Source organism: Thiobacillus sp. SCUT-2 (genome assembly GCF_035621355.1).
In the GTDB taxonomy this organism is placed as follows: Bacteria; Pseudomonadota; Gammaproteobacteria; order Burkholderiales; family Thiobacillaceae; genus Thiobacillus; species Thiobacillus sedimenti.
In genome coordinates this window covers 1,201,387-1,224,894 of the sequence record NZ_CP141769.1, presented here as the reverse complement: position 1 = coordinate 1,224,894, position 23,508 = coordinate 1,201,387, and the positions used below count along the sequence as shown (strand labels likewise).

At 66.2% G+C, this 23,508-nt stretch carries 24 protein-coding genes; 17 read left to right on the top strand and 7 right to left on the bottom strand.

The annotated features are described in order from the left end of the window. Nucleotides 1-12: 12 nt before the first annotated feature. The gene (locus tag VA613_RS06030; RefSeq protein WP_324780960.1) at nucleotides 13-183 is read right to left on the bottom strand and encodes a hypothetical protein; all 171 of its coding nucleotides are present in this window, start codon (nucleotides 181-183) and stop codon (nucleotides 13-15) included. 88 nt (nucleotides 184-271) lie between these two features. On the opposite strand from VA613_RS06030, the gene VA613_RS06025 reads away from it, so the two are divergent. Then, nucleotides 272-1,258 (top strand): ribose-phosphate diphosphokinase, encoded by a 987-nt coding sequence (locus VA613_RS06025; protein WP_324780959.1) that lies wholly within the window; start codon nucleotides 272-274, stop codon nucleotides 1,256-1,258. Nucleotides 1,259-1,264: 6 nt separating this feature from the next. Here VA613_RS06025 and VA613_RS06020 read toward each other — a convergent pair whose 3' ends face one another. Next, complete coding sequence (locus VA613_RS06020) at nucleotides 1,265-2,368, bottom strand: hypothetical protein (RefSeq protein WP_324780958.1); 1,104 nt, start codon at nucleotides 2,366-2,368, stop codon at nucleotides 1,265-1,267. Nucleotides 2,369-2,443: 75 nt separating this feature from the next. Here VA613_RS06020 and VA613_RS06015 point away from each other — a divergent pair, with 75 nt between their 5' ends. The 16 genes from VA613_RS06015 (at nucleotide 2,444) to VA613_RS05940 (ending at nucleotide 18,410) form a co-directional block, all read left to right on the top strand. Then, the gene (locus tag VA613_RS06015; protein ID WP_324780957.1) at nucleotides 2,444-2,944 is read left to right on the top strand and encodes a hypothetical protein; all 501 of its coding nucleotides are present in this window, start codon (nucleotides 2,444-2,446) and stop codon (nucleotides 2,942-2,944) included. Nucleotides 2,945-2,971: 27 nt separating this feature from the next. Continuing rightward, entirely contained in the window at nucleotides 2,972-3,133 is a 162-nt protein-coding gene (locus VA613_RS06010) for a hypothetical protein (RefSeq protein WP_324780956.1), read from the top strand. A gap of 52 nt (nucleotides 3,134-3,185) precedes the next feature. Further along, nucleotides 3,186-3,695 (top strand): type 1 glutamine amidotransferase domain-containing protein, encoded by a 510-nt coding sequence (locus VA613_RS06005; protein WP_324780955.1) that lies wholly within the window; start codon nucleotides 3,186-3,188, stop codon nucleotides 3,693-3,695. Between the two features lie 87 nt (nucleotides 3,696-3,782). Then, nucleotides 3,783-4,679: a diaminopimelate dehydrogenase gene (locus VA613_RS06000; RefSeq protein WP_324780954.1), complete on the top strand. Its 897-nt coding sequence runs from the start codon at nucleotides 3,783-3,785 to the stop codon at nucleotides 4,677-4,679. Nucleotides 4,680-4,711: 32 nt separating this feature from the next. Next, nucleotides 4,712-5,206, top strand: a complete 495-nt coding sequence (locus tag VA613_RS05995) for a BCAM0308 family protein (protein ID WP_324780953.1) — start codon at nucleotides 4,712-4,714, stop codon at nucleotides 5,204-5,206. 43 nt (nucleotides 5,207-5,249) lie between these two features. Then, nucleotides 5,250-5,984, top strand: coding sequence for a cysteine peptidase family C39 domain-containing protein (locus VA613_RS05990; protein WP_324780952.1), 735 nt, complete (start codon nucleotides 5,250-5,252; stop codon nucleotides 5,982-5,984). Continuing rightward, nucleotides 5,981-7,450 carry a RimK family protein gene (locus tag VA613_RS05985; RefSeq protein ID WP_324780951.1) on the top strand — a complete coding sequence of 490 codons (1,470 nt, stop codon included), beginning with the start codon at nucleotides 5,981-5,983 and terminating at the stop codon, nucleotides 7,448-7,450. Before VA613_RS05990 ends, VA613_RS05985 begins: the two co-directional genes overlap by 4 nt. Nucleotide 7,451: 1 nt before the next feature. Next, on the top strand, nucleotides 7,452-8,663 hold the full coding sequence (locus VA613_RS05980) for a carboxylate-amine ligase (protein WP_324780950.1): 1,212 nt from the start codon (nucleotides 7,452-7,454) through the stop codon (nucleotides 8,661-8,663). 4 nt (nucleotides 8,664-8,667) lie between these two features. Then, nucleotides 8,668-9,384: an N-formylglutamate amidohydrolase gene (locus VA613_RS05975; protein ID WP_324780949.1), complete on the top strand. Its 717-nt coding sequence runs from the start codon at nucleotides 8,668-8,670 to the stop codon at nucleotides 9,382-9,384. Nucleotides 9,385-9,449: 65 nt separating this feature from the next. After that, on the top strand, nucleotides 9,450-9,848 hold the full coding sequence (locus VA613_RS05970; RefSeq protein ID WP_324780948.1) for a TraR/DksA family transcriptional regulator: 399 nt from the start codon (nucleotides 9,450-9,452) through the stop codon (nucleotides 9,846-9,848). 43 nt (nucleotides 9,849-9,891) lie between these two features. Beyond that, nucleotides 9,892-10,197 carry an HPF/RaiA family ribosome-associated protein gene (locus tag VA613_RS05965; protein ID WP_324780947.1) on the top strand — a complete coding sequence of 102 codons (306 nt, stop codon included), beginning with the start codon at nucleotides 9,892-9,894 and terminating at the stop codon, nucleotides 10,195-10,197. A gap of 29 nt (nucleotides 10,198-10,226) precedes the next feature. After that, the gene (locus tag VA613_RS05960) at nucleotides 10,227-11,753 is read left to right on the top strand and encodes a bifunctional aminoglycoside phosphotransferase/ATP-binding protein (RefSeq protein WP_324780946.1); all 1,527 of its coding nucleotides are present in this window, start codon (nucleotides 10,227-10,229) and stop codon (nucleotides 11,751-11,753) included. A 199-nt stretch (nucleotides 11,754-11,952) separates the two neighbouring features. Further along, nucleotides 11,953-12,609: an OmpA family protein gene (locus tag VA613_RS05955; protein ID WP_324780945.1), complete on the top strand. Its 657-nt coding sequence runs from the start codon at nucleotides 11,953-11,955 to the stop codon at nucleotides 12,607-12,609. Between the two features lie 760 nt (nucleotides 12,610-13,369). After that, a complete protein-coding gene (locus VA613_RS05950) occupies nucleotides 13,370-14,242 on the top strand; it encodes a hypothetical protein (RefSeq protein WP_324780944.1) in 873 nt (290 codons plus the stop codon). Further along, nucleotides 14,239-16,056 (top strand): tetratricopeptide repeat protein, encoded by a 1,818-nt coding sequence (locus tag VA613_RS05945; protein ID WP_324780943.1) that lies wholly within the window; start codon nucleotides 14,239-14,241, stop codon nucleotides 16,054-16,056. Before VA613_RS05950 ends, VA613_RS05945 begins: the two co-directional genes overlap by 4 nt. Continuing rightward, on the top strand, nucleotides 16,053-18,410 hold the full coding sequence (locus tag VA613_RS05940) for a tetratricopeptide repeat protein (RefSeq protein WP_324780942.1): 2,358 nt from the start codon (nucleotides 16,053-16,055) through the stop codon (nucleotides 18,408-18,410). The genes VA613_RS05945 and VA613_RS05940 overlap by 4 nt, the downstream gene beginning before the upstream one ends. 184 nt (nucleotides 18,411-18,594) lie before the next feature. Here the strand turns inward: VA613_RS05940 and VA613_RS05935 are convergent, their stop codons facing one another. From VA613_RS05935 to fdxH, 5 genes are all read right to left on the bottom strand, one after another. After that, nucleotides 18,595-19,011: a GFA family protein gene (locus VA613_RS05935; RefSeq protein ID WP_324780941.1), complete on the bottom strand. Its 417-nt coding sequence runs from the start codon at nucleotides 19,009-19,011 to the stop codon at nucleotides 18,595-18,597. A 39-nt stretch (nucleotides 19,012-19,050) separates the two neighbouring features. Beyond that, nucleotides 19,051-20,553 carry an esterase/lipase family protein gene (locus VA613_RS05930; RefSeq protein ID WP_324780940.1) on the bottom strand — a complete coding sequence of 501 codons (1,503 nt, stop codon included), beginning with the start codon at nucleotides 20,551-20,553 and terminating at the stop codon, nucleotides 19,051-19,053. 268 nt (nucleotides 20,554-20,821) lie between these two features. Then, the gene (gene fdhE, locus VA613_RS05925; protein WP_324780939.1) at nucleotides 20,822-21,736 is read right to left on the bottom strand and encodes a formate dehydrogenase accessory protein FdhE; all 915 of its coding nucleotides are present in this window, start codon (nucleotides 21,734-21,736) and stop codon (nucleotides 20,822-20,824) included. 29 nt (nucleotides 21,737-21,765) lie between these two features. Further along, nucleotides 21,766-22,383, bottom strand: a complete 618-nt coding sequence (locus VA613_RS05920) for a formate dehydrogenase subunit gamma (protein WP_324780938.1) — start codon at nucleotides 22,381-22,383, stop codon at nucleotides 21,766-21,768. A gap of 47 nt (nucleotides 22,384-22,430) precedes the next feature. Further along, nucleotides 22,431-23,297, bottom strand: a complete 867-nt coding sequence (gene fdxH, locus VA613_RS05915; protein ID WP_324780937.1) for a formate dehydrogenase subunit beta — start codon at nucleotides 23,295-23,297, stop codon at nucleotides 22,431-22,433. Between the last annotated feature and the right edge of the window lie 211 nt (nucleotides 23,298-23,508).

The window sequence follows — 23,508 nt, the reverse complement described above, 5'->3', positions numbered from 1 at the left end:
CACCCCGCGGGATCAGTGCAGCTCCTCGTCCTCGTCGTGATGGAAGAGGATGTCCCCGAGCTCGACCTTGAGCGGTTCGCCGACCGGTTCCTCGTGGACGTCGACGGCCTGGAACATCCACTGGCCATCCTCCAGCCAGCAATAACCGAACTGGTCGCGGTAGAAACATTCCTTGGGCTGCATGGTGCTTGCCTTTCTGGTGGGCGATGCTTTGTTTAAGTCTGGCATATTCCTGGCGCGACGCCAGCGAGTCGCCCGCAAGGAGCCTTCGATGCGCCCGGAACCGCCCTGCCTGTTCGCACTCGACGCCAGCCGCGCCTGCGGCGAACGCGTCGCCGCGGCGCTGGGCCTCGCCCTCTGCCGCCACGAGGCGCGCGACTTCGAGGACGGCGAACACAAGATGCGCCCGCTGGAAAACGTCCGCGGCCGCGACGCCTACGTGATCCACTCGCTCTACGGCGAACCGGGCATGAGCGCCAACGACAAGCTGATCCGCCTGCTGTTCTTCGTCGCCACCCTGAAGGACGCCTCCGCCGCCCGCGTCACCGCGATCTGTCCCTACCTCGCCTACGCGCGCAAGGACCGGCGCACGAAGCCGCGCGACCCGCTCGGCAGCCGCTACGTCGCGCAGCTGTTCGAGGCGGTCGGCTGCGACCGCGTCGTCACGCTGGACGTCCACAATCCCGCCGCCTATCAGAACGCCTTCCGCATCCCGGCCGAGCATCTCGAGGCACGCAAGCTGTTCGTGTCGTGGTTCGCCGCGCATCTCGGCGACGAGGCGATCGTCGTCGTCTCGCCGGATGCGGGCGGCGTCAAGCGCGCCGCGGCCCTCCGCGATTCGCTCGCGCGCGCGCTCGGCCGCGCCGTCGGCTCCGCCTTCCTGGAGAAATACCGCAGCGGGGGCGTGGTGTCGGGCGACGCCGTGATCGGCGACGTTTCCGGCGCGACCGCCGTCGTCGTCGACGACCTCGTCAGCAGCGGCACGACGCTCGCGCGCGCGGCCGTGGCCTGCCGGACGCACGGTGCGCGCCGCGTGCTGGCGGCCGCCACCCACGGCGTGTTCGCCGGCGGTGCGGAGACGGCGCTGGCCGAACCCGCGCTGGACAAGCTGCTCGTAACCGACTCGATCCCGCCGTCCAGGATTCCGGCTGCGTGGCTGGGCCGACGCGTCGAGGTGCTGGAGACGGCGCCGCTGCTTGCCGAGGCCGTGCGCCGCCTGCACGGCGGCGGCTCGCTGGTCGAGCTGCTGCAGGACTGAGCCGCCTCAGCGCGCCGCCGCGTCGGCGTGGCGCCGCGCCAGATCGAGGTACGCCCTCGCCCGCACGCGCCAGGTCTCGGGCGGATGGCGCCCGTCGTCGCGCAGGTGCCACAAGGCGAGCTTGGCACGCAGCAGCGCGCGGCTCGCCTGATGGAAATGGATGAGGCCGGCGGGGGCAGCGTCGCCGCTCGCATCGCGATAGGCGTCGAGCAGCCAGCGGCCGACATGCGGCGCCCCCAGCCGTTCGCACTCGAGCGCCAGGTAGCCCAGCTCGTCGACCGCGTCGAGGACGCGCCAGGCGCGATTGAACTCCAGGCAGTCGATGATCGCCGGCGGCGTCAGCAGGCACACGTGCTCGGGCCGGAGGTCGCCATGGCCCTCGACGATGCGCCCGGCGGCGACCCGTGCATCGAATTGCCCGCGACGCGCCTGCAGGATGCCGCGCAGCGTCGCGACCAGCGTTGCCAGCGGCACCGGGTCCAGGCCGAATTCCGGGCTCGCAATCTCGCGCGCGTTGGCCTCGAGCGATGCGGCAAGGTCTTCCCGATACCGCTGCGGCGCCATCGCTTCGGCGGGCAACGCGGCGTAGAAGCGCGCCAGCCGCGTCGCCAGCCGCGCGATGTCGGCCTGCGCGACGGTGCCATGCTCCAGCAGCCGGTCGAGCATGCGCCCCGCCGGAAGCCGCCGCATCTGCACCAGCCAGTCGACGGTTTCGCCTTCGCCGCCCAGGTGCAGGCAGCCGGCCGCGTCGCGCACCAGCGGCACCACGCCGAGGTAGCAGTCGGGCGCGAGGCGGCGGTTGAGCCTCACCTCCTCCTCGCAGTCATGCCGCCGCGCATCGACCGTAGCGAAATCGAGATAGGGATAGCGTACCGGCTTCTTCAGCTTCCAGGCATGGCGCTCGGTGAGGAACACCCACGACATGTGCGTTTCCCGCACCTCCACCGGGCCGGCGGCGTCAGGGTAGGCCTGCGGCCGGCTCAGCCAGGCGACCTTTGCCGCCAGCATGGGCGCCTCGCACGGCGGGATCGGTACGCGCACGGAATCGGAGGGGTGGGCGTCGGGCGGCATGTCCATGATGTTCGGGCGGCCGCGAGGCCGCGGCGCCATCTGCTATACCTCGATATAGAAGGCCGGCGTGAAAATTTCACGCAGGACTGCCGCTACGCACAAACAGGATAGGCCATGACCCGAAATTCGCTCGACGTCGCCACGCGCGTGAGTCCGCAGCTGTCGGACCTGCTCAACAGCCGCATCAACAATCCGGAAAACGAGCAGCCCGTCACGCTGATGGCGGTGCGCCGCTTTCTTTCAGACCTGTTGCCGTCCGACTTCAACGAGGCGGAGCGCATGCACCACTTCGACATCAGCGAATCGCTGACCGACGAGCTCGACGCCCTGATCGAGGAGTTCGGCGCGACCGCGCTGGCGATCGACTTCGCCCAGGTCAACGCGAGCGAACCGCTGTCGCGGGCGATCGAGCGCGTGGTCAACGACGAGAACCGGGAGAATCCGCCGACGCTGGCCGTCGTCCGCGATGCCTTGCTGGCCGGACTGGGCGCACGGCTGGTGGGAGACGGCGTGCTCGAGGACGACGAGGATGACACGCTGCTGGCGGAAATCGAGGCCCTGATCGATCGCTTCGGGCCCGATACGCTCGCCGAGGATTTGCTGCGCTACGAGTGATTCGACCCTTGGAACGGGGAGATCGGCATGTTGAAACAACGCAAGACGCGACGCGGCCTCGCGCTCGTGCTGGTCGTGCTCGGCGGTGTGCTGATGGCGCTGGCACCCGATATCTGGTGGGGCCTGCTCGTTCTGGCCCTCGGCGTTGCGGTCGAACTGGCCGGCATCGCGCTGGAGCACAAGGCCTAGACGGCGGGCAGCCCCCTCGCGCCGCCGCGTTGCCGCCTCGCAGGAGTCCGGCTTGAAGGCCCTGATCGTCAGCGCGGACCGATTCGAGGATACCGAACTGCTGGTTCCGCTCTACCGCCTCCAGGAAGAAGGACTGCAGGTCGACGTCGCGTCGATTTCGCGCGGCGCGATCCACGGCAAGCACGGCTACGAGGTCGACGCGAACATCGCGCTGCGCGATGTCTCGCCTGGCGACTACGCCCTGCTCGTGCTGCCGGGCGGCCAGGCCCCGGCGACGCTGCGCAAGGAGCCGGCGGCCATCGCGGTCGCCCGCGCCTTCATGGACGCGAACAAGCCGGTCGCCGCCATCTGCCATGGCCCGCAGATCCTGATCACGGCCGGCGTGATGCGGGGGCGGCGCGCCACGTGTTTCCATACCGTGGCCGGGGAACTGCAGACGGCCGGCGCGCACTACGCCGACCTTCCCGTGGTCGTCGACGGCCGGCTGGTCACCTCGCGCCAGCCCTCGGACCTGCCGGCCTTCATGCGGGAACTGATGGACCAGCTGAAATCGATCCGCTAAACCGCCCAGCGACCGCGGCGCATCCTAGTATGAAAAGTGAATCACACCATCGTGTCTGAAATATGCCGGCCGGGCCGGATCGACAACATGAAGAAAATGCGGCTAGCCATCATCGGTCTGGGGAGTCTGGGGCGCCAGTGCGTTCAGAGCATCCGCTCGGACCCGCGCGCCGAGCTGGCCGGCGTCGTGCGACGCCCGGAGAGCGCACCCGCCGCCTGGCTGAAGGCCCTGGCGGTCACGCATGTGAGCGAGCTCGGCGCGGTCGACGCCGCGCTTGTCTGCGTGCCCGCCGACGCCGTGCCGGGAACGGCGGCGGCGCTGCTGCAGGGCCGCATTCCCGTCGTCGAATGCGCCCGCCTGCACGGCGAGGCGTTCACGCAGCACAAGGCGGATCTCCATCGCGTCGCGCTGCACCACAAGGTCCCCGCGGTCGTCGGTGCGGGCTGCGATCCGGGCGCCCTGTCGCTTTTCCGCAGCCAGTTCGCCCTGCTGGCGCCGCACGGCCACACGGAAACCCGCCTGCACACCGGAAGCAGCCTGCACCACACCCTGGCCGCATCCGGCGTCCCGGGCGTGAAGAAGGCGCTGGCCACCGAACTGCAACCGCGCGGCGGTGTCCTCCAGCGCTACGTTTATGTCGAGCTCGAGCCCTCGGCCGACGCCGCCGCCGTCGAGGCGGCGCTGGTCAGCGACCCGCTCTTCCTCGACGAGGAGACGCTGGTCTTCGCCGTGCCGAGCATCGACGCACTGCAGCAGCCGAACCGCGGGCTGGTGCTGGAACGCCATGCGGCAGCAGGCGAGGCCGGCAGTGGCGACTTCCTGCTGGAAGCCCGCTACGACGAGGCCGGGCTCGCGGCGAGGATGATGCTCGCCGCCGCGCGCGCCCTGCCGTTTCTTGCGGCCGGCGCGCATACGCTGCTCGACCTGCCGCCCGGCGCGCTGTGGGGCGACTCGTGGCGCGCCGCGGAAAAGGAGTGGATGTAAGTGCTGTCTGTTCGTCTGGAAAGGAGCCTGGCATGAAAAACCGTTTCACCAACTTCCATCCGGTCCGCCGCGACCGCCTGCTGCAGGAATCGCGGCACGATGCCTACAAGGCCAAGCACAAGCTGCACGAGCCGGCGGTCTGCCCGCAATGCGGCGCCGTGTACCACGAGGGCCGCTGGCAATGGCTGCCGCGCCCGCCGCAGGCGCACGAGGAAACCTGTCCGGCCTGCCATCGCATCCAGGACGACTACCCCGCCGGCTTCGTGAGCGTGGGCGGCGACTACTTCAAGGCCCACCGCGACGAGCTGATGCGCCTGGTGAAGAACGAGGAGGCGCGTGCCAAGGCCGAGCATCCGCTGAAGCGCATCGTCAGGATCGAGGACCAGGACGACGGCACGCTGGTGACGACCACCGACATCCATCTCGCGCGCGGCATCGGCGAGGCGCTGCACCATGCCTACCAGGGCGAGCTCGAGTATCACTACAACGAGCAGGAGAACCTGCTGCGGGTGGTGTGGGCGCGCTAGCGCGCACGTTCGGGGGACGCGCAATCCTGCTGCGAGGCTCGCCATGCATCCCATCACGCTGCGCCTCCCGCTGACGATCCAGCCGCAGCCGGACGAGACGACCTGCGGGCCCACCTGCCTGCAGGCCGTCTACGCCTACTGGGGCGGCCAGGTGCCGCTTGCCGAGGTGATCGCGCGCACGCACAAGCTCAAGCACGGCGGCACCTTCGCCATCTTCCTTGCCTGCGATGCGCTGCGCCAGGGCTACCAGGCGACGCTCTACACGTACAACCTGACCGTCTTCGATCCCACCTGGTTCGCGCCGGGCGTCGACATCGCCGAACGCCTGCAGCGCCAGCGCAAGGAAAAACAGCATGACGCCCGCCTGCAGGCCGTCACCGAAGGCTACCTCGAATTCCTGCGCCTCGGCGGTCGGCTGCGCCTGCGGGACCTGTCGCGCCCGCTGATCCGCGGCCTGCTGCGCCGCAAGCTGCCGATCATCACCGGGCTCAGCTCCACCTACCTGTATCGCGCCGCGCGCGAATACGGCCCCGACGACACGCCCGACGACATCCGCGGCCTGCCGGCCGGACACTTCGTCGTCCTCGCGGGCTACGACCGCGAAAGGCGCAGCGTGCTGGTGGCCGATCCCTACTGGCGCCATCCCTACAGCCCGTCGCACGAATACTGGGTCAACATCGACCGCCTGATCGGCGCGGTGCTGCTCGGCATCGTCACCCACGACGCGAACCTCCTCGTCGTCCACCCGCCGCGCACCGCGCCGGAAGGCATGCCGTGAGCATCCTCATCGTCGTCGACAACCCGCGCGACTGGCCGCTCGACATGCCCGGCGTCGCCGTCGTGTCGGCGCGCGCCTACCTGACCGATCCTGCCTACGGCGAGGACCGCACAGTGAAGGTCTTCGATCTGTGCCGCTCCTACCGCTACCAGAGCCTCGGCTACTACGTCTCGCTGCTGGCGGAGGCACGCGGCCACAAGCCGCTGCCGCGCGTGAGCACCATGGAGGACCTGCAGTCGCAGACGCTGGTGCGGCTGCTCACCGAGGATCTCGACGAGCTCGTACAGAAGTCGCTCGCCCCGATCAAGTCGGACAGCTTCGACCTCAGCATCTATTTCGGCCGCAACGTGGCCCGCCGCCACGCGATGCTCAGCCGCCGGCTCTTCAGCCGCCTGCAGGCGCCGCTGCTGCGCGCCCATTTCGAGCGGCATCGCGAGCAGTGGCGGCTGCGCAGCGTGCGCGCGATCGCCGCCAGCGACATTCCGCCGGCCCACCACGAGTTCGCCGTCGAGGCCGCCACGGCCTACTTCATGGGGCGCCGCCGGCTGGCGCCCAGGCGCCCGGCACCGCGCTTCGATCTCGCCATCCTGCATGACCCCGACAACTCCGAGCCGCCGTCGAACCCGCGCGCCATGCAGCATTTCGAGAAGGCCGCGGCGGAGGTCGGCCTGCAGGCCGAATTCCTGACGCGTGCCGACATCGGCCGGCTGTCCGAGTTCGACGCGCTGTTCATCCGCGACACCACCTACGCCAACCACTACACCTACCGCTTCTCGCGCCGTGCCGCCGCGGAGGGGCTCGTCGTCATCGACGACCCCGATTCGATCCTGCGCTGCAACAACAAGGTCTATCTCGCCGAGCTGCTGGCGCGCCACAACCTGCCGGCCCCGCGGACGCTGATGGTGCATCACGGCAACGTCGGCCAGATCGTGGCCGACCTCGGCCTGCCGTGCGTGCTGAAGCAGCCTGACAGTTCCGGCTCGCTCGGCGTGCTCCGCGTCGAGACCGAGCCGGAACTGCTGGCGCGGGTCGAGGCGCTGCTGCAGAAATCCGAACTGATCGTCGCGCAGGAATGGCTGCCGACCGAGTTCGATTGGCGCGTCGGCATCCTTGACCGCCGTCCGCTGTTCGTCTGCAGGTACTTCATGGCCGCCGGGCATTGGCAGATCATCCGTCGCGAGCCGGGACGGCGCGGCTACGAGGAAGGCCCGGTGCAGGCGGTCGCCGTGGCGGAGGCGCCGGATGAGGTCGTGAAGCTCGCGCTCAAGGCCGCCAACCTGATCGGCGACGGCCTCTACGGCGTCGACATCAAGCAGGTCGGCGGGCGCTGCTACGTCATCGAGGTGAACGACAATCCCAACGTCGACGCCGGCAACGAGGACGGCGTGCTGAAGGACGCGCTCTACCGCGAGATCATGGGCTCCTTCGTGCGCCGCATCGAAGCCCGCAAGCGGGTCACGGCCTGATATGGAGACGCCCGCCCTGCACGCCTTCGCGGGCTACGGCATCGAACTCGAGTACATGATCGTCGACCGCGACAGCCTGGATGTCAGGCCTCTCGCCGATGCCTTGCTGAACCCCTCCGGCGACATCGAACGCGGCCGCTTCGGCTGGTCGAACGAGATCGTGGGGCATCTGGTCGAACTCAAGAACATTCGACCCGAGCCCGCGCTGGCGCCGCTGGCCGCCGGATTCCAGGCGGAAATCGCCGCGATCGAGGCGCGGCTGGCGCCGCTGGGGGCGCGCCTCATGCCCGGCGGCATGCATCCGTGGATGGATCCGGCCGCCGAGACGCGGCTGTGGCCGCACGCGCATCGCGAGATCTACGCGGCCTACGATCGGGTCTTCGGCTGCCGCCAGCACGGCCAGGCCAACCTGCAGAGCATGCACCTCAACCTGCCGTTCGCCGACGACGGGGAGTTTGCGCGCCTGCACGCCGCGGTGCGCCTCGTGCTGCCGATCCTGCCCGCGCTTGCGGCGAGCTCGCCGATCGCCGACGGCCACCCGAGCGGAACGCTCGACACCCGCATGGCGGCCTATGGCACGGCGGTGCGCCGCGCCCCCTCGGTCATCGGGCGCGTCATCCCCGACACGGCCGACAGCCGCACGGGCTACGAGACGGACGTGCTCGCGCGAATGTACCGGGACGTTTCGCCATTCGATCCAGAAGGCATCCTGCGCCACGAATGGCTCAACGCACGTGGCGCGATTCCGCGCTTCGATCGCGACGCCATCGAGATCCGTGTCATCGACGTGCAGGAGTGCCCGCAGGCCGACGTCGCGATCGCGGCTGCGACGATCGCGGTCGTCCGCGCGCTGTACGACGTCAGGACCGCCCCGCTCGCCGCACAGCAGGCCATCGGCACGGATGCCCTGGCGGCCATCCTGCAGGTCTGCATCCGCGAGGCCGACGCCGCGCGGATCGACGATGCCGATTACTTGCGCCTGCTAGGCTCCCCGCGGTCCGCCTGCCGCGCCGGCGACCTCTGGCGCCACCTCGTCGAAACGTGGGTGCCCGACGCCTCCTGGCATGGCACGCTGTGCGCAATCCTCGACCACGGTCCGCTCGCCCGCCGCATCCTGCGCGCCACCGGCCCGACGCCGTCGGCAGCGCGCTTGCACGAGGTCTACCGGATGCTGTGCGACTGCCTCGAAGCGGGGCGGCTGTTCGCCGCGTGATGCGATGGCCGGACGGGATTCGATCCTCATCACCTGCGAGCACGGCGGCAACCGCATTCCGCCGCGCTACCGCGCCCTGTTCGCCGACTTCGAGCCACTGCTGCGCAGCCATCGCGGATTCGATCCCGGCGCGCTGGCCCTCGCCCGCAAGCTCGCCGCGGCCTTCTCGGCACCCCTGTTCGCCTCGACGACGAGCCGCCTGCTGATCGACCTCAACCGCTCGCCGGGTCATCCCCGGCTCTATTCCGAGGCGACACGCAGCGCGCCCGTCCCCGTTCGGAACGAGATTTTCGCCCGCCATTACCTGCCCTACCGCAGCGCCATCGAAGCGCACGTCGCTGCGGCGGTCGCCCACGGCCAGCGGGTGATCCATCTGGCGTCGCACAGCTTCACGCCCGTGCTCGATGGCGTCGTCCGCAACGCCGACGTCGGCCTCCTCTACGACCCCTCGCGCAGCGGCGAAGTCGACCTGTGCCGCACGTGGCAGGCCGCCCTCGCCGCGCTGCGACCGGACCTCAAGGTGCGCCGCAACTATCCCTACGCGGGACGGTCGGACGGCCTGACCGCCTACCTGCGTCGCCGCTTCCCGCCCGACGCCTATGTCGGCATCGAGCTCGAGGTCAACCAGACGCACGCGCTGCGGGGCGGGCGCGGCTGGCGTGAGCTGCAGGCTGCGTTGGTCGAGTCGGCGCGGAGCGGCGTGGAATCCAGTCGCCTTTGAAATGGGATATTGCTATCCTTGAAGTAAAGGCGAATCCGTCGACAACAACGTGTGCAGGAGGTCCGATGGCCGCACTCAAGCAGTCCCAGATCGAACAACTGACCCGCAAGCTCAAGCAGGATTACCAGACGCTCTTGCGCGAAGTGCGCGAGGAACTGGACAATACGGGCGACCAGCACCGCATCGACCTGCTCAACAGCGAGCCGGGCGACGCGGGCGACGAGTCGCTCGCCAATGCGCTGGCCGATTTCAACGTCGCGATCGTCGACCGGCAGGTCCAGGAGATGCGCGACATCGAGGCCGCCCTGCGGCGCGTCGGAGACGGCACTTACGGCGTCTGCATCGACTGCGGCGACGACATCGGCTTCACGCGCCTGCAGGCCTACCCGACCGCGAAGCGCTGCATCGTCTGCCAGGAGCAGCGCGAAAAGCAGTATGCGCAGGAGAGCCACCCCAAACTGTAAGCCGGCAGGCTGCGCCTGCCTCGTTCAACCCAACGGAGTCATCATGAAAACCCCGCTTCAAATCACTTTCCGCGACATGCCCCATTCCGATGCGCTCGACACGCACATCCGGGACAAGGCGCAGAAACTTGAACAGATTTTCGCCGACATCGTCAGCTGCCGCGTCGTCGTCGAGCAGGCGGCCAAGCATCACCAGCAGGGCAAGCCTTTCAACGTTCGCATCGATCTCGGCGTGCCGGGCTCGGAAATCGTCGTCGACAAGCAGGCCAACGAAGACGCCTACGTGGCCGTGCGTGACGCCTTCGACGCCGCCAAGCGGCAGCTCGAGGACTATGCCCGCCAGCTGTAAGCGGGCCTGACCCGGCCGGTCACGCGGGCATGGATGCGACGCCGGACCCGGCCGACCTGATCCGCCGCCTGCGCGACCCGGCCTGCTACGATCACCCGGTCGGCGCCGTCCGGCTGGTCGAAACCCACATCTCCTGGATCCTCCTCACCGGCGACTTCGCCTACAAGATCAAGAAGCCGCTCGACCTCGGCTTCCTCGACTTCAGCACCCTCGCCCGGCGCCTGCACGCCTGCTGCGACGAAGTTCGGCTCAACCGCCGGCTCGCGCCCGACATCTACCTCGACGTCGTCCCCGTCACCGGCACGCCCGACGCCCCGCACCTTGACGGCCGCGGCGAGACGCTCGAATACGCGGTGAAGATGCGCCAGTTTCCCGCCGACGCCACGCTCGACCGGCTCGACGCACAAGGCGGCATGACGGCGCAGCACGTCGACGCCATCGCCGCCACGGCGGCCCGCTTCCATCTCGACGCCTGCGCCCGCGCCGACGCCGACAGCCCCTGGGGCAGCCCGGACGCCGTGTGGCGGCCGGTGGCGCAGAACTTCGCGCAGATCGCGCCGCGCCTCGACGACGCCGACGACCGCGCGCTGCTCGACGCACTGCAGCACTGGAGCGAGTGCGAGCACGCCCGGCTCGCCCCGCTGATGGATGCACGCAAGCGCGACGGCTTCGTGCGCGAATGCCACGGCGACCTGCATCTCGGCAATCTCGCCTGGTTCGACGGCCGGCTGCTGGTGTTCGACTGCATCGAGTTCAACCCCGAGCTGCGCTGGATCGACATCCAGTCGGAGATCGCGTTCTGCTTCATGGACCTGCTGCAGCGCGGCCACGCCGACTGGGCCTGGCTGTTCCTGAACGGCTGGCTCGAAGCCACCGGCGACTACGCCGGCCTCGCCCTGCTGCGCTACTACACGGTCTACCGCGCACTGGTGCGCGCCAAGGTCGCCGCCATCCGCGGCGCGCAGACCGGCGGCGCGGAGCGCGCGGCCGCCCTCGGAGAAGTCCGCACGCTGCTCGCGCTCGCCACGTCGCTGACCCGGCCGCCCGCCCCGCGCCTCGACATCACGCACGGCCTGTCCGGTTCCGGCAAGACCACCGTCACGCGCCGCGCGATGCAGCACCCCGGCGCCATCCGCCTGCGCTCCGACGTCGAGCGCAAGCGGCTCGCCGGCCTCGACGCCCTCGCGAAGAGCGGCTCCGGCGTCGGCGCGCAACTCTATGCCGCCGACGCCACGCGCCGCACCTATGAACACCTGGCAGCGCTCGCCGGCCGGGCGCTCGACGCCGGCTGGCCCGTCATCGTCGACGCGACCTTCACCGCGCGCTGGCAGCGCGACCTGCTGCGCAATGTAGCGCGCGCGCGCCAGGTCGACTTCCGCATTCTCGATTTTCCGGTGCCGATCGACACCCTGCGCGAACGCATCGTCGCGCGCTCCCGCGCAGGCACCGATGCCTCCGAAGCCGACCTCGCGGTCCTGAAGCACCAGCTCGACACGCAGCAGCCACTCGGGGCCGACGAATTGCCCCAATGCATCGACGCCACGCACACGCCGTGAAGCCGCATGCGCGCGCCGGCATGCCGCGACCTGCGTGATACGAGGAACAGGAGACCCATGACCCCGCGAATCGTGATGCGCGACGAAACCGCGGCCGACGCGAACGCAATCGGCGAAGTCACCGCCGCCGCGTTCCGGACGATGCAGGCGTTTTGCCTGCCTATAATGATTCTTCCCCGAACAGCGATGGAGTCGTCCCATGAAGAAGATGATCGTATCCCTCAGCGCCTTTGCGTTCGGTTTCGGCGGCTTCGCCGGCTGCGCCAACATGACCGAGACGCAGAAAACGACCGGGACGGGCGCAGCGATCGGCGCCGTGGCCGGCGCGGTGATCGGCGGCGCGACCGGCGGCGGCAAGAGCGCCGCGACGGGCGCGGCCATCGGTGCGGCGGTCGGCGCAGGCGGCGGCTATCTGTGGTCGAAGCACATGGAGGAGCAGAAGGCCGCGATGGAGAAGGCCACCCAGGGAACCGGGGTGAGCGTGACCCAGACCGCCGACAACCGGCTCAAGCTCGACATCCCGAGCGACATTTCCTTCGACACCGGGCGCTATGCGATCAAGCCGCAACTGCGCCCGATTCTCGATCGCTTCGCCACCACGCTCAACCAGAACCCGGTGACGACGGTGACGATCATCGGCCACACCGACAGCACCGGCACGGATGCGATCAACGATCCGCTTTCGCTCAATCGCGCCGCCGCCACGCGCGATTACCTGGTCGAACACGGGGTCGCGAGGAACCGCATCGGCATCAGCGGCCACGGCTCGCGTGAACCGATCGCCGACAACAGCACGCCCGAAGGCCGCGCCAAGAACCGGCGCGTCGAGATTTTCGTGGCCGAGCCCGCGCGCTGACGGCCGATCGTCCGGAGGAGCGGCCTGCCGGCTGCCGGATTGCCGAGGATTTTCGCTGGGCGTCCAAGGCCGGGACCCAGTGCCGCCGATCGCGTGCGCCAATCGCCCCTGAACGCCTCTGGCGCCACACCGGGCTGGCAGGATCCCGGCCCCCCTTCGGGCGTTGCCGGGCCATCCGCAACCAGGAATCGGACAGGCCCTGATGCGGGAGGCGCTGTCATGGCTGCAGACGGTGAGTCGACAGGATGCTGTCTTGTCTGGCGTCCCGATCGCCGCAGAAGATTCGGATTCGAGAATGTCCGTCTGCTTTCGGCAACGGACTGCCTCGTAGACGCGCCGTCGAATCGACTCTTATCCGACCGAAGCAACCGGTCGCGTTCTGATCAAACCAGGTCCGCCATACCCTGCACACCGGCCATCAGATTGGCAAATCAAGGTGAATGTCCGCTTTCCAAAGCGAAGACTTCACAATGCCGGCCCAATGGGATCTGTCATGGTTCCCTGCTTGAATGCCTGCGATGTGAAACAGCAGCCACCCACACTTGCATGACGCCTCAATCCCCGCCCGCTCCACGATCCTGTCATGCTCACCATAGGTGAGCCCGGCGGCATATGCTCGCTGCAAAATTGGCGCAATTGACAAATCAGTAAACGCTCGAATAGAGTCCGAGAAAATTGATGGCCCGCGCAACGCACGCGAGCTGCCCCGCGGAAAACAACGAAAACAAGTCAAAGTGGTACGCGAAGAGGAGGGGGAACGATGTCAAATGGAATGCGTTCGTGCGCGCAATGCGTACGTGGGGTTGCATCAATAGCGCTGCCTGCTACGCCAAATCCTTTCCGTATTCTCTGTTTGGCAATTATTGCCCTCTTGCTAGGCGCGTCTGTAGCGCAAGCGGACGAGTTAGACGATCTGGCTGTACAGGCCATGGATCTGTCCGGAACGCGAGAGACCCTGGAGGGGTTGGGCAAGAGCCTCGATCGGCAGATGGCCTCGGACCCCCGGCTGGCAAAATTGAGCAAGGGCCAGCGTGACGAGCTTATGGAAGTGCTCAAGTCCGCGTTGGACGGCCGCCGCATTGCGCAGGAACTCACCAGCGCCCTTGCCGCCAGCGGCGACAAGGAGCGCCTGGCTGCAGCGGTCACGGCCATGCACGATCCGATCTATCTCAAGGTCACCCATCGCGTGGTTGCGGAAAGCCTGAACACTACCCCGCAAGCGGTAGCGGCCTATGCGAAAGGATTTCAGAAGCATCCGCCCGACCCGGGCAGGGTGCAATTGATACAGCGGCTGGACTCTGCCACTGGCGGCTCTCGCATTCTCGCGGACACCCGCTACGAAATGGTCAGCAAAACGTTGGGAGGCATGCTGACCGAAGCGGACCGCGAGGCCAGGCTGGCCAAGTTGCGCGAGCAAATCGATGCCAATGCGCCCAATGAATATCTACTGCTTACCCTATATGCCTGCCGCAAGATTGAATCGAAGGATCTGGAAGGATATGTGCATGTCCACGAGAACGAGCCCATGGGCTGGCTCTCACGGCAGCTTGGCTACGCCATACAGCGCTCCATGGTTAATGCCGTGACCCGTATGGCAGACAAACTCGTCGATCTCACGGCCAAGGGTCAATGAAGTTGACCGCTCTTGTGCGCACCACGTTCGTCATCGCGTTGACGAGTTTGTGTGCTCAAGACCTTCTGGCTGCCACTGCGAACGAAATCTACAATCGTTCCCGTCAAAATGTTCTCGTGCTTGAAGGTCTGGATGCGCAAGACAAGATTCAAGTGCAAGCCAGCGCAACGTCGCTGGGTAACGATGCCGCCATCACCCAATGCGACCTGCTTGGTACGGCGGACAAATGGGTGGTGATTCAGGATCGTCACGTTTTTTCGGCATATCCCCGCCAGCGTGACGAAGCACGAAATCTTTGTCGACTTGACGTACCAGGCTTGCGCTCCGCCCAACTCAGCGTCGTCCCCTTCGAAGAAGTGCGGGTCGGACAACGCGTCTATGCCATTGGCAACGCTTTGGGACTGGGGCTTAGCCTTTCCGAAGGCTTGGTCTCGGGCATCCGTGAAATTGGCGGTGAATCCTGGATCCAGACCACTGCCGCCCTTGCTCCGGGATCCGAAGGAGGTGCCCTGTTTGACGAGAATGGCCGCTTGCTCGGCATGACAGATTATCGGAAGCGGGATGGTCAGAACATCAACTTCGCCGCCCCTGCCGCGTGGCTGCCGCAGATTGTCGAGCGAGCCGGATTTTCCAACGCGTTCGGGAAATTGCAGAGCGAGGCCGCAAACCTGGCCCAGGCTGGAAATTGGAAGGCACTGGCCGAGCTTGCAACAGACTGGTCGCGCCGGCAGCCCGGAAATCATGAACCCTGGCTCTGGTTGGGCCTGGCAAGCGAGGGAAGGCAAGACTGGCCGGCAGCGGTCGATGCTTACGGAAAATCCTTGGCCCGGATGCCGGCCTCTGTTTCCATCACCCTTGCCCTGGTACGAAACCAGCTTCGCCTGAACCAAGCGGAAAAGGCTCTGGACGTTCTGCACGCGGCCATCGAGCAAAACCGGGAGATTGCCGATCTGTGGTTCGCGCAGGGCGTCGCCGAACAGATATTGGGCCGTGCCGATGCAAGCGAGAAATCGTTCCGGAAAGCGGTCGAGCTTGATCCCGTCGATGCCAAAGCCTGGGAGAGGTTGTTCGACAATGCCCTCAATCGTCGTGATTTCCAGAGCGCCCGCCAAGCCGCCGCTCATTTGACCGAGATAGGGCCGGAGCGCCCGGATTATTGGTTGCGCCTTGCCCAGGCCTACACGTCCCTGGGACTTCCGAATCGCGCGCTGAGGGCGGCAGACCGCGCCGCACGGATTGCACCGGACAATGGCAATACGCATGTCTGGCGCGGCACGGCGCTCATTCAGCTGCGCGCTTATGGACTTGCCATTGAGGCGCTCAAACGAGGCATTTCAGCCAATCCGGGCAGGCCCGACTGGGCATGGGAACAACTCGCCAATGCGTATTACCAACTGAGCCTCTATCCCGAGGCGATCGCTGCTCAACGCGAAGCCATCAAACGGGCGCCAAAACAAGATTCCTATCAAGCAGAGCTGGGAGTCATGCTGAAAGACGATGGGCAAGACGCTGAAGCCCTCTCCCTGTTCGAGGCACTCCGCGCCAAATATCCAGACGACCCCTTCCCATGGCGCCAGATCGGCTTTGTCCAGGCAAAGACAGGACACTACGCGGAGGCCATCACCGCGCTCGAACAATCATTACGTCTGGCACCCGATCAAGCCAAAGTGTGGCATGCCCTGGGCGAGACCTACGCGCGCGCCGATCGACCCGATGACGTACACCGCGTTTACCAGCGCCTGCGCGCACTTGATGGCGTACACGCCGAGCAGTTCTACCGGGACTATGTGTTTCCTATGGAGGCACAGCCATGAGGCCGGCCACAATGGGTCTTGTCGGTGCGCTGCCTGTCCTTGGCCTATGGACTGTGTCGCCCGCGTGGGCGGGAGAAGCCGAAAAGGTATTCGAACAAGTCCGAACCGCAGTCGTCACGATCGAGACCCGCGACGAGCACCATCAACCTGAGAATCAAGGGAGTGGTGTTGTCGTCGGCTCTGAACAAGTTGCCACAAACTGTCATGTCGTGGACGAGGGCCGAGCCATCGAGGTGACCTGGCAAGGGAAAAAACTGGCGGCAAATCTCCAGCGCAGCGATTTGTCACGTGATCTATGCGTGCTGAGCGTACCCGGCCTGTCGGCCAAACCGGTCACGCTGCGCAAGCGCGCGGACTTGAAGGTCGGGGAAAGCGTTTATGCGGTGGGCAATCCTCTCGGTCTTGAACTGACGGTCAGCTCCGGCCTGGTTTCTGCCTTGCCCCAAGCGGAACACGATTCCCGTCTCTACACGAGCGCCCCCCTGTCGCCCGGTTCAAGTGGGGGCGGGCTGTTCGATGGGCAAGGTCGATTGGTTGGGCTGACCGCCAGCATTTTCAGCTACGGACAGAATTTCAACATAGCCCTACCCACTGATTGGCTGGAAGAGCTGGAGAAACGTGGCCAGGCAACCAGTCCCTCCGCCCCTGAGCCAGCACCGGATCCTGATTGGCTCGCCGAAGCCGGAAAATTGTCCGGGCAAGGAAACTGGCCAGGACTTAAGGATTGGGCGGATCGCTGGCTAGCCGCCTACCCTACTTCCGCGCTGGCCCTCATCAACCGTGGGGATGCCTTGAGAAATCAGGGGCAATTGGCGCAGGCGATGCTGGACTATCAGCGTGCGGCCACGTTGGATCCTCATCTGGCCTCGGCAATCGGCAGCCAGGCCATTGTATTGACCCAGCAAGGACGCTTCGCCGAAGCCCGCGAATTGGCTCAGCGCGCCTTGTCCATGTTCTACCGGCAAGAGCCGCGGGCATGGCTCGCGCTGGGTGACGTTGAGATCAACAGCGGTCAGATGGACGCTGCGCAAACGGCCTACGAGACCGCCGCTCGTCTAAACCCCGCCAATCCCGTGGCGTGGAAAATGGTCGGCATCACTTGCACCAGGCGGAAAGATCTAGCCTGCGCGGAAAAGGCCTATCGCAAAGCGCTACGGCTGAAGCCGGATGATGCCGATCTGTACAAGGCGCTGGTCGGACTGCAGCTGGAGCAAGGCAAAGAAACCGAGGCGGCAGAATTGCTGGGAGCACGCACCGCTTCTCGGCCGAATGACGCGGAAAACTGGATCGCCCTAGGGGTGGCCGAGCAGAAACGCGGGCGTTTGGCCGAGGCGGACAAAGCCTGGCGCAAAGCGGTGGAGTTGAATCCTGAATCAGCGGACGCCTGGGCTGACCTGGGTTGGTCCCAAAGCAGGCTGGGCAATCCTGAGGAAGCGGAAAGCAGTTTGCGCAAGGCGATAAGACTGAATCCCGAACATCTCATGGCCTGGTCTTCCCTCGCCACTGTTCAAATAAGCCTCAAGCACTACGCCGAGGCCGAACAGAGTTTCAACAAACTGGTCGAATTGAATCCCAAGGGTGTCGATCTTTGGCTGGGCTTGGGCTCAGTCCGTTTCCAGCAAGGCAATTTCATCGCCGCGGCCTCTGCCTGGAAGCAAGCGACCGTGATCCAGCCAGACAAGGCCATAGGCTGGTCCAGCCTGGCTAACGCCTTTGTTCGCGCCGGACGGCTGGACGATGCGAAGGCGGCCGCCCTGCGCGCATTCAGCCTCGATTCCAATGATGTCAATTCCCTCCTGGTTCTTGCCACTGTGTATGGCCAACGTGGCGAGTACGCCAAGTCACTCGAATACATGGAACGCGCTATCGCCCTTCACCCGGGCATTCCGGAGAACTGGAGTAACAAGGGTTATTCCCTGCTCAAGCTAGGGCGTTACGAGGGTGCGGTGAAAGCATTCGAAACCGCCATCCGGCTGAAACCGGACTTCGCCAACGCATGGATCAATCTGGGTGAAGCAAAATTGCGCCAGGGGCAGTTGGGGGAAGCAATACAGACGTTGGACCATGCTATCAAGCTGGCGCCCAACGCGCTCGACGCACGCCTATATATGGCCGAAGCCTTCACACAGATGATGCAACCAGGCAATGCCCGTAAGCATCTCGAACGAGCAATACGCATCGACCCACGGAATCCACTGATTTGGCGCAGACTGGCAGAAGCCAATCTGGCCCAAGGTGATAAGGATGCGGCGCTACAGGCTATCAACCAACTGGGAACACTTGACCCCCTTGCTGCGCGATCGCTTCGTCACAACCTAGACAGCAAAGCCAAGCCTGTTCACTCAAACGAATGAAGCCCCTGCGAAGCAGGCCAGGTGTCGGGTTCTTGTTTGAGCAAGCGAACATATAACCGATCGCCCCTCCATCCGCTCCCTCAGGAGCCATGAGCCGCCCCATCTTCCTAGCTGGGGATAAGGGTGCTTGGGCCGAAATCGCGACGCTCGCCTCGATCACGACACCGTCTTCCCCGAGGCCGACTCAAGCCGGCGGATATTCCGCGTACCGCGGCAAGGGTCGATCGTCGCACGACCACTCGGCACGCGAGTCCCAGAAAATCCGCGCCTGCGGCTGGATCGGCGCCGGGCAGTCGAGCGAGCCGGCGGGCACGACGACGGCGCCGAGCTCGGGGACGACACGGGCGACGGCGCTGCCGCATTCGCTGCAGAACTGCCGCGCGAAGCGCTCGGCTTCGGGCAGCTTGTAGCGCTTCAGCAGCGCCTCGCCGGACGAGAAGACGAGCCGTGCGTCGGTCAGCATGAGGTTCGTCGCGTGCCCGGTTCCCGATGACTTGCGGCAACGCGCGCAGTGGCAATGGTAGAAGCGCTGCGGATCGCCGGTGACTTCATAACGGACGGCGCCGCACAGGCAACTGCCGTTCAGGGTGACTTCGTTCATTCCATGCTCCGGTCTATCGGTGAGTCGGTGCGGGCCAGGCTATTCCCAGTGCGAGCCATAGAGCCGCAGGGTGGCCTTGAAGCCCTTGTCGTTCTGCAGGGGGATCGCCACGTAGGGCTGCCCCTGTTCGTCCACCTCGCCCTTCGCAGGCGTCATGCGGGCGCTCGACCAGCCGCTGTCGGCGAGCACGTAGCCGACCTGCCAGGACGCCGTCGAATCGGCCGGCGGCACGGCGCTGATGACGAGGGTGTCGCGGAACAGGTATTCGCCCGGCACGTAGTGTTCGTTGGCTTCGCTGTCCTCGCCGGAATAGGTGATCATCGACACCGCAATCTGGATCGTGAACATCATCTCCGCCCTCCCCTCGGGCCGCTTCGACAAATCGAGGAAGGTCGAGAAGAGATGCGGCTGCCGGGCGTCGGGCTTGAGCGCGCCGGCGTCGTCGAACAGTTCGGCACGCGTGCGCAGCATGGCGCAATTGTTGGCGATGGTGCGCCGCGTGAGATCAAAGTCGAGCGCGCCACGGGTCGCGACGACGACCTCGAAGTAATAACCGATCTTCTTGCCGAGCAGCTTCTGCAGCAGTGTGGTCGGCGGCAGCGGCAGGTTGTCGAGCGCGAGAACGCCGTCGACGCGCACGTCGCCGAACAGGAAGCGCGTGAGGTTCTGGAAACCCTCTTCCGAATTGACGATGCCGTAGGGCCCGCTATGGCTGCGGTGGACGTGGGCGCGCGGCGCGCCCTCGACCCAGGCGTTCTCGATGCGCACCAGGCCGTCGCTGAGTTCGCCCGCAAGCAGGCGCGATGCGCCGCGCGCGACGTCGTAGTCCTTGCTGTTGGTGCCGACGAGGCAGAAGAAGCGGCGCGGGTCGAACTTGCCGTCGAGCGAGTTGACGCCGGTATTCTTGTCGCGGATGGCGAGGTATTTCCGCATCTCGCCGCGGTTGAAGTTGTTCATGTCCCACAGGTCGAAGAAGCCCGGCACGTTCATGCCGGCCATCTCGATGCCGTTGTGCGGGGTGGCGTAGGTAAAGACCTTGTCGACCAGCTTGCGCGCCTCGGCGCTGCCCGCCGCCGCGTTCTGCAGGAAGCAGCGGCAGACGAGCCCGCCCATCGAATGCGCGACGAGATAGACGCGGAACTGGTCGCGCGTCATCCCGCCGCCGCTGCACACCTGGTCGCGCACGCGCAGGATCAGGTCGCTGAGGCCCTTCGCCGCGTCCTCGATCGTCGGCACCTTGCCGGAACCGAAGTCCGGGTCGGCGACGTCGTAGTAGCGGTGGATGATGATGCTCTGCGGCGGGATCGGCCCCTTCTCGATCTGCAGGCCGTCCCGGTAGATGTCGCTGTAACCCAGCTTGAGCAGGCGCACGATGGGCGACTCGAAGAAGACTTTGCTCACCGCGCCGTCCCAGGCCTGGCGCACCTTGGTCGATCCGGCTTCGAGCCCCATGTAGGGCGTCGACGTCGTCTCGCTGATTTCCGACTTCGTCATCGCGTAGCCGCGGACGTAGATGATGGGGTAACGCGGCCTGGCTGGCATGCCCTTTCCTCCGGTGGCGATCGATCCGACTCATTCTAGTCTCGCCTGCGCGTCGCGCCATTGCGACCGCGATCGTCGACCGCGCACCCGACGCCGTGCGCCCGCCACCGGCGCGCAGGCCTATGCTGCAGACGTGGAAAACGCTAGAGCCCTGGTCGGGCGCCCGATCGATCGCGAGAGGATGGGAAATGCAAACCGCGCGACGCCCTTTCAACGCGGGACGACGCCGGCGACGGCGCGCCGCGGCAAGCACCGGAACCGCGTCGCCTTACGGGGTGCCCTGGATCAGATACCAGTTCACCCCGCTGCGGCCGAAGCCTTGCTGGTCCATGAGGAGGTCGAGCGCCAGCGTGGCGAGATCGTCGGCAACCGGTTCGACCTGGGGATTCTTGTCCTGCTGGATCACCTTCAGATACGTCTGGCACTCGGGGCAGCTTTCCGCCCGCACCACGCTGTCGCCGCCTTCGAGATGATAGTAGGCGATGCCGCGGGTGTTGTCGCAGTTGCTGCACTTGGCGCGCACCACGTGCCATTCCGATCCGCACAGCGCACAGTGCAGGTAGCGCAGGCCGTTTTCGGCACCGCCGATGCGGACGACAGAACTGACCGGGTGCGAGCCGCATACCGGACAAAGATTGGGGTGCTCCGGACGTGCCACCTGCGCGGGCGCGAGTTGCCGCGCGAGCTTCGTCCACTGCACCTGAAGCGCCGCGCCGATCACCGGGGCGGCGGCGGGATCCAGATCCCGGTAATCGCCTTCGAGCAGGCGCGTCGCCTGCTCGTCCAGCCAGGCATCGTCGGCGGACGCGACCTTCCGCATCGCCGCCCGCCCCGCCTCGGGGAGGCTCGACTGCATCTCGCGCGCGAATTCGCGTGCCATCCCGCGCCATGCCGGCGGATGCGCGAGGCCGGCCGGCGCCAGCGGGGGCATCTGGTATTCGCGGCATTGCGCGAGCCGCTCGGCGCCGGGGAGCTGGGGCACTTGCCCCGCCGCCAGCCGTTCGTGCTGGGCACGCGCCAGCGCAGCGACGAAGCGCAGGTAGTCGCCGAGGGTGTGCCCATCGGCCAGTTGCTCGAGCCGCCGGGCCCGCGCGAGAAACAGGTCCCCGGGCGGCAGCCGCAGTTCCGGAATGGCGCCGGCGGCGGCTTCGATGTCGCCGGGTTGCAGAAGGCTTGTCGTCATGCGCGAGGGTGTCCTGTCGTCGTTCCGAATCACTTGCCGGTCATTTCCCGATACCAGGCCCGATGATGGTGCCTGGCCCATGCGCTGCTGACCGTGCCGCGCGTCATCGCACGCATCGTGCCCTTGACCCAGATGGCGGCGTAGACGTGCACCACGATGCCGAGGATCAGGATCCATGCGGCCAGCGCATGCACGACGACCGCGACCCGCATCAGCCCGATCGGGAAATACGGTGCGAACCAGGGCCGCCAGATGACAATGCCGGAAACCAGCAGGAGCGGCACGCACACCACCATGGTCCAGAACAGGTATTTCTGGCCGGCGTTGTATTTCCCGATCTCGGGCAGGCCTTCGTCACGATTGCAGATCACGTCCTTGATGCGGGTCATCCACTGCCCGTCGGCCGACGTCATCCGGTTGAGGCTCCAGAACCGCCCGGCCAGCCCCAGGAAGGACAGGAACATCAGCGCGCCGATGAAGGGATGCAGGATGCGGTTCCAGGGTCCGCCGCCAAACAGGTGGGTGAGAAAGTAGAAGGCCGGGTGGAACAGGGCCAGCCCGGACAGCGCGGCAAGAACGAAGGTGATGGCGACCACCCAGTGGTTGCTGCGCTCCCTGGCCGTGTAGCGTTGGATCCATGTGCTCATGATCGCTCCTCGGGTTTCGGATGACGGAACAACGGCGGCGAACGGCCTCAGTCCGTCTTCTCCTCCTCGACCTCCTTGGGCCCGGCGGTGACGTAGTGGAAGAATCCGGCAAAAACGGCGACCCCGATGCCCAGGCTCATCAGCGGCTTGGTCACCCCCTTCCACAGGCTGACCAGCGGGCTGATGCCGGGATCCTTGGGCAGGTTGGCATAGAGCTCCGGCTGGTCGGCGTGCTGCAGGACGTACATCACGTGGGTGCCGCCGACGCCCTCTGGGTTGTACAGCCCCGCATTGGCGTAGCCGCGTTCCTTGAGGTCGGCGACGCGTTCCTCGGCATGGCGGATCATGTCCTTCTTGGTGCCGAACACCAGCGCACCGGTCGGACAGCTCTTGATGCAGGCCGGCTCCAGCCCCACCGCCACGCGATCCGAGCACAGCGTGCACTTGTAGGCCTTGCTGTCCTTCTTCGAAATGCGCGGGATGTTGAACGGGCAGCCGGTGATGCAGTAGCCGCAGCCGATGCAGTGCTCCTCGTGGAAGTCGACGATGCCGTTCGCGTACTGCACTATCGCACCCGGCGCCGGGCAGGCCTTGAGGCAGCCCGGCTCATCGCAGTGCATGCAGCCGTCCTTGCGGATCAGCCATTCGAGCCTGCCCTGCTGAACCTCCACTTCGGAGAAGCGCATCAGCGTCCACGACTGGTCGCTGAGGTCGCGCGGATTGTCGTAGACGCCGACGTTGGTGCCGACTTCGTCGCGCAGGTCGTTCCATTCCATGCACGCCACCTGGCAGGCCTTGCAGCCGATGCACTTGGAGACGTCGATCAGCTTGGCGACGTGAACGGGGTCACGCGCCCTGGGGGGATGCGTGGTGGTGGCGGAACGGGCCTTGATGTCGAGTGATTGCAGTGCCATGGCCGTCTCCTTAGGGCACGTTTACCCTTATTTCGCCCCCGCGTTGCAGCGAAAAAGCGATGGATACAAGGCGCAAGGTGCAGGGAATGGTCATTCCATTCCCAAGCCTTGCAACGCCGTAGACGCGCTTTTCTCGCTGCAACCCTTCGGGACACAGACTGTTTGGGCGCATCCCTTTGTCGCAAGCCGCTTGTTGTGAACGACACAACGG

Coding starts and splice junctions, on each gene's coding strand:
- fdhE (WP_324780939.1), bottom strand. CDS start 21,736: ATGACGACAAGCCTTCTGCAACCCGGCGACATCGAAGCCGCCGCCGGC.
- VA613_RS05990 (WP_324780952.1), top strand. CDS start 5,250: ATGCATCCCATCACGCTGCGCCTCCCGCTGACGATCCAGCCGCAGCCG.
- VA613_RS05970 (WP_324780948.1), top strand. CDS start 9,450: ATGGCCGCACTCAAGCAGTCCCAGATCGAACAACTGACCCGCAAGCTC.
- VA613_RS05980 (WP_324780950.1), top strand. CDS start 7,452: ATGGAGACGCCCGCCCTGCACGCCTTCGCGGGCTACGGCATCGAACTC.
- VA613_RS05950 (WP_324780944.1), top strand. CDS start 13,370: ATGTCAAATGGAATGCGTTCGTGCGCGCAATGCGTACGTGGGGTTGCA.
- fdxH (WP_324780937.1), bottom strand. CDS start 23,297: ATGGCACTGCAATCACTCGACATCAAGGCCCGTTCCGCCACCACCACG.
- VA613_RS05930 (WP_324780940.1), bottom strand. CDS start 20,553: ATGCCAGCCAGGCCGCGTTACCCCATCATCTACGTCCGCGGCTACGCG.
- VA613_RS05920 (WP_324780938.1), bottom strand. CDS start 22,383: ATGAGCACATGGATCCAACGCTACACGGCCAGGGAGCGCAGCAACCAC.
- VA613_RS05935 (WP_324780941.1), bottom strand. CDS start 19,011: ATGAACGAAGTCACCCTGAACGGCAGTTGCCTGTGCGGCGCCGTCCGT.
- VA613_RS06015 (WP_324780957.1), top strand. CDS start 2,444: ATGACCCGAAATTCGCTCGACGTCGCCACGCGCGTGAGTCCGCAGCTG.
- VA613_RS06020 (WP_324780958.1), bottom strand. CDS start 2,368: ATGGCGCCGCGGCCTCGCGGCCGCCCGAACATCATGGACATGCCGCCC.
- VA613_RS05965 (WP_324780947.1), top strand. CDS start 9,892: ATGAAAACCCCGCTTCAAATCACTTTCCGCGACATGCCCCATTCCGAT.
- VA613_RS05955 (WP_324780945.1), top strand. CDS start 11,953: ATGAAGAAGATGATCGTATCCCTCAGCGCCTTTGCGTTCGGTTTCGGC.
- VA613_RS06030 (WP_324780960.1), bottom strand. CDS start 183: ATGCAGCCCAAGGAATGTTTCTACCGCGACCAGTTCGGTTATTGCTGG.
- VA613_RS05975 (WP_324780949.1), top strand. CDS start 8,668: ATGGCCGGACGGGATTCGATCCTCATCACCTGCGAGCACGGCGGCAAC.
- VA613_RS06000 (WP_324780954.1), top strand. CDS start 3,783: ATGAAGAAAATGCGGCTAGCCATCATCGGTCTGGGGAGTCTGGGGCGC.
- VA613_RS05995 (WP_324780953.1), top strand. CDS start 4,712: ATGAAAAACCGTTTCACCAACTTCCATCCGGTCCGCCGCGACCGCCTG.
- VA613_RS05945 (WP_324780943.1), top strand. CDS start 14,239: ATGAAGTTGACCGCTCTTGTGCGCACCACGTTCGTCATCGCGTTGACG.
- VA613_RS06010 (WP_324780956.1), top strand. CDS start 2,972: ATGTTGAAACAACGCAAGACGCGACGCGGCCTCGCGCTCGTGCTGGTC.
- VA613_RS05960 (WP_324780946.1), top strand. CDS start 10,227: ATGGATGCGACGCCGGACCCGGCCGACCTGATCCGCCGCCTGCGCGAC.
- VA613_RS06025 (WP_324780959.1), top strand. CDS start 272: ATGCGCCCGGAACCGCCCTGCCTGTTCGCACTCGACGCCAGCCGCGCC.
- VA613_RS05940 (WP_324780942.1), top strand. CDS start 16,053: ATGAGGCCGGCCACAATGGGTCTTGTCGGTGCGCTGCCTGTCCTTGGC.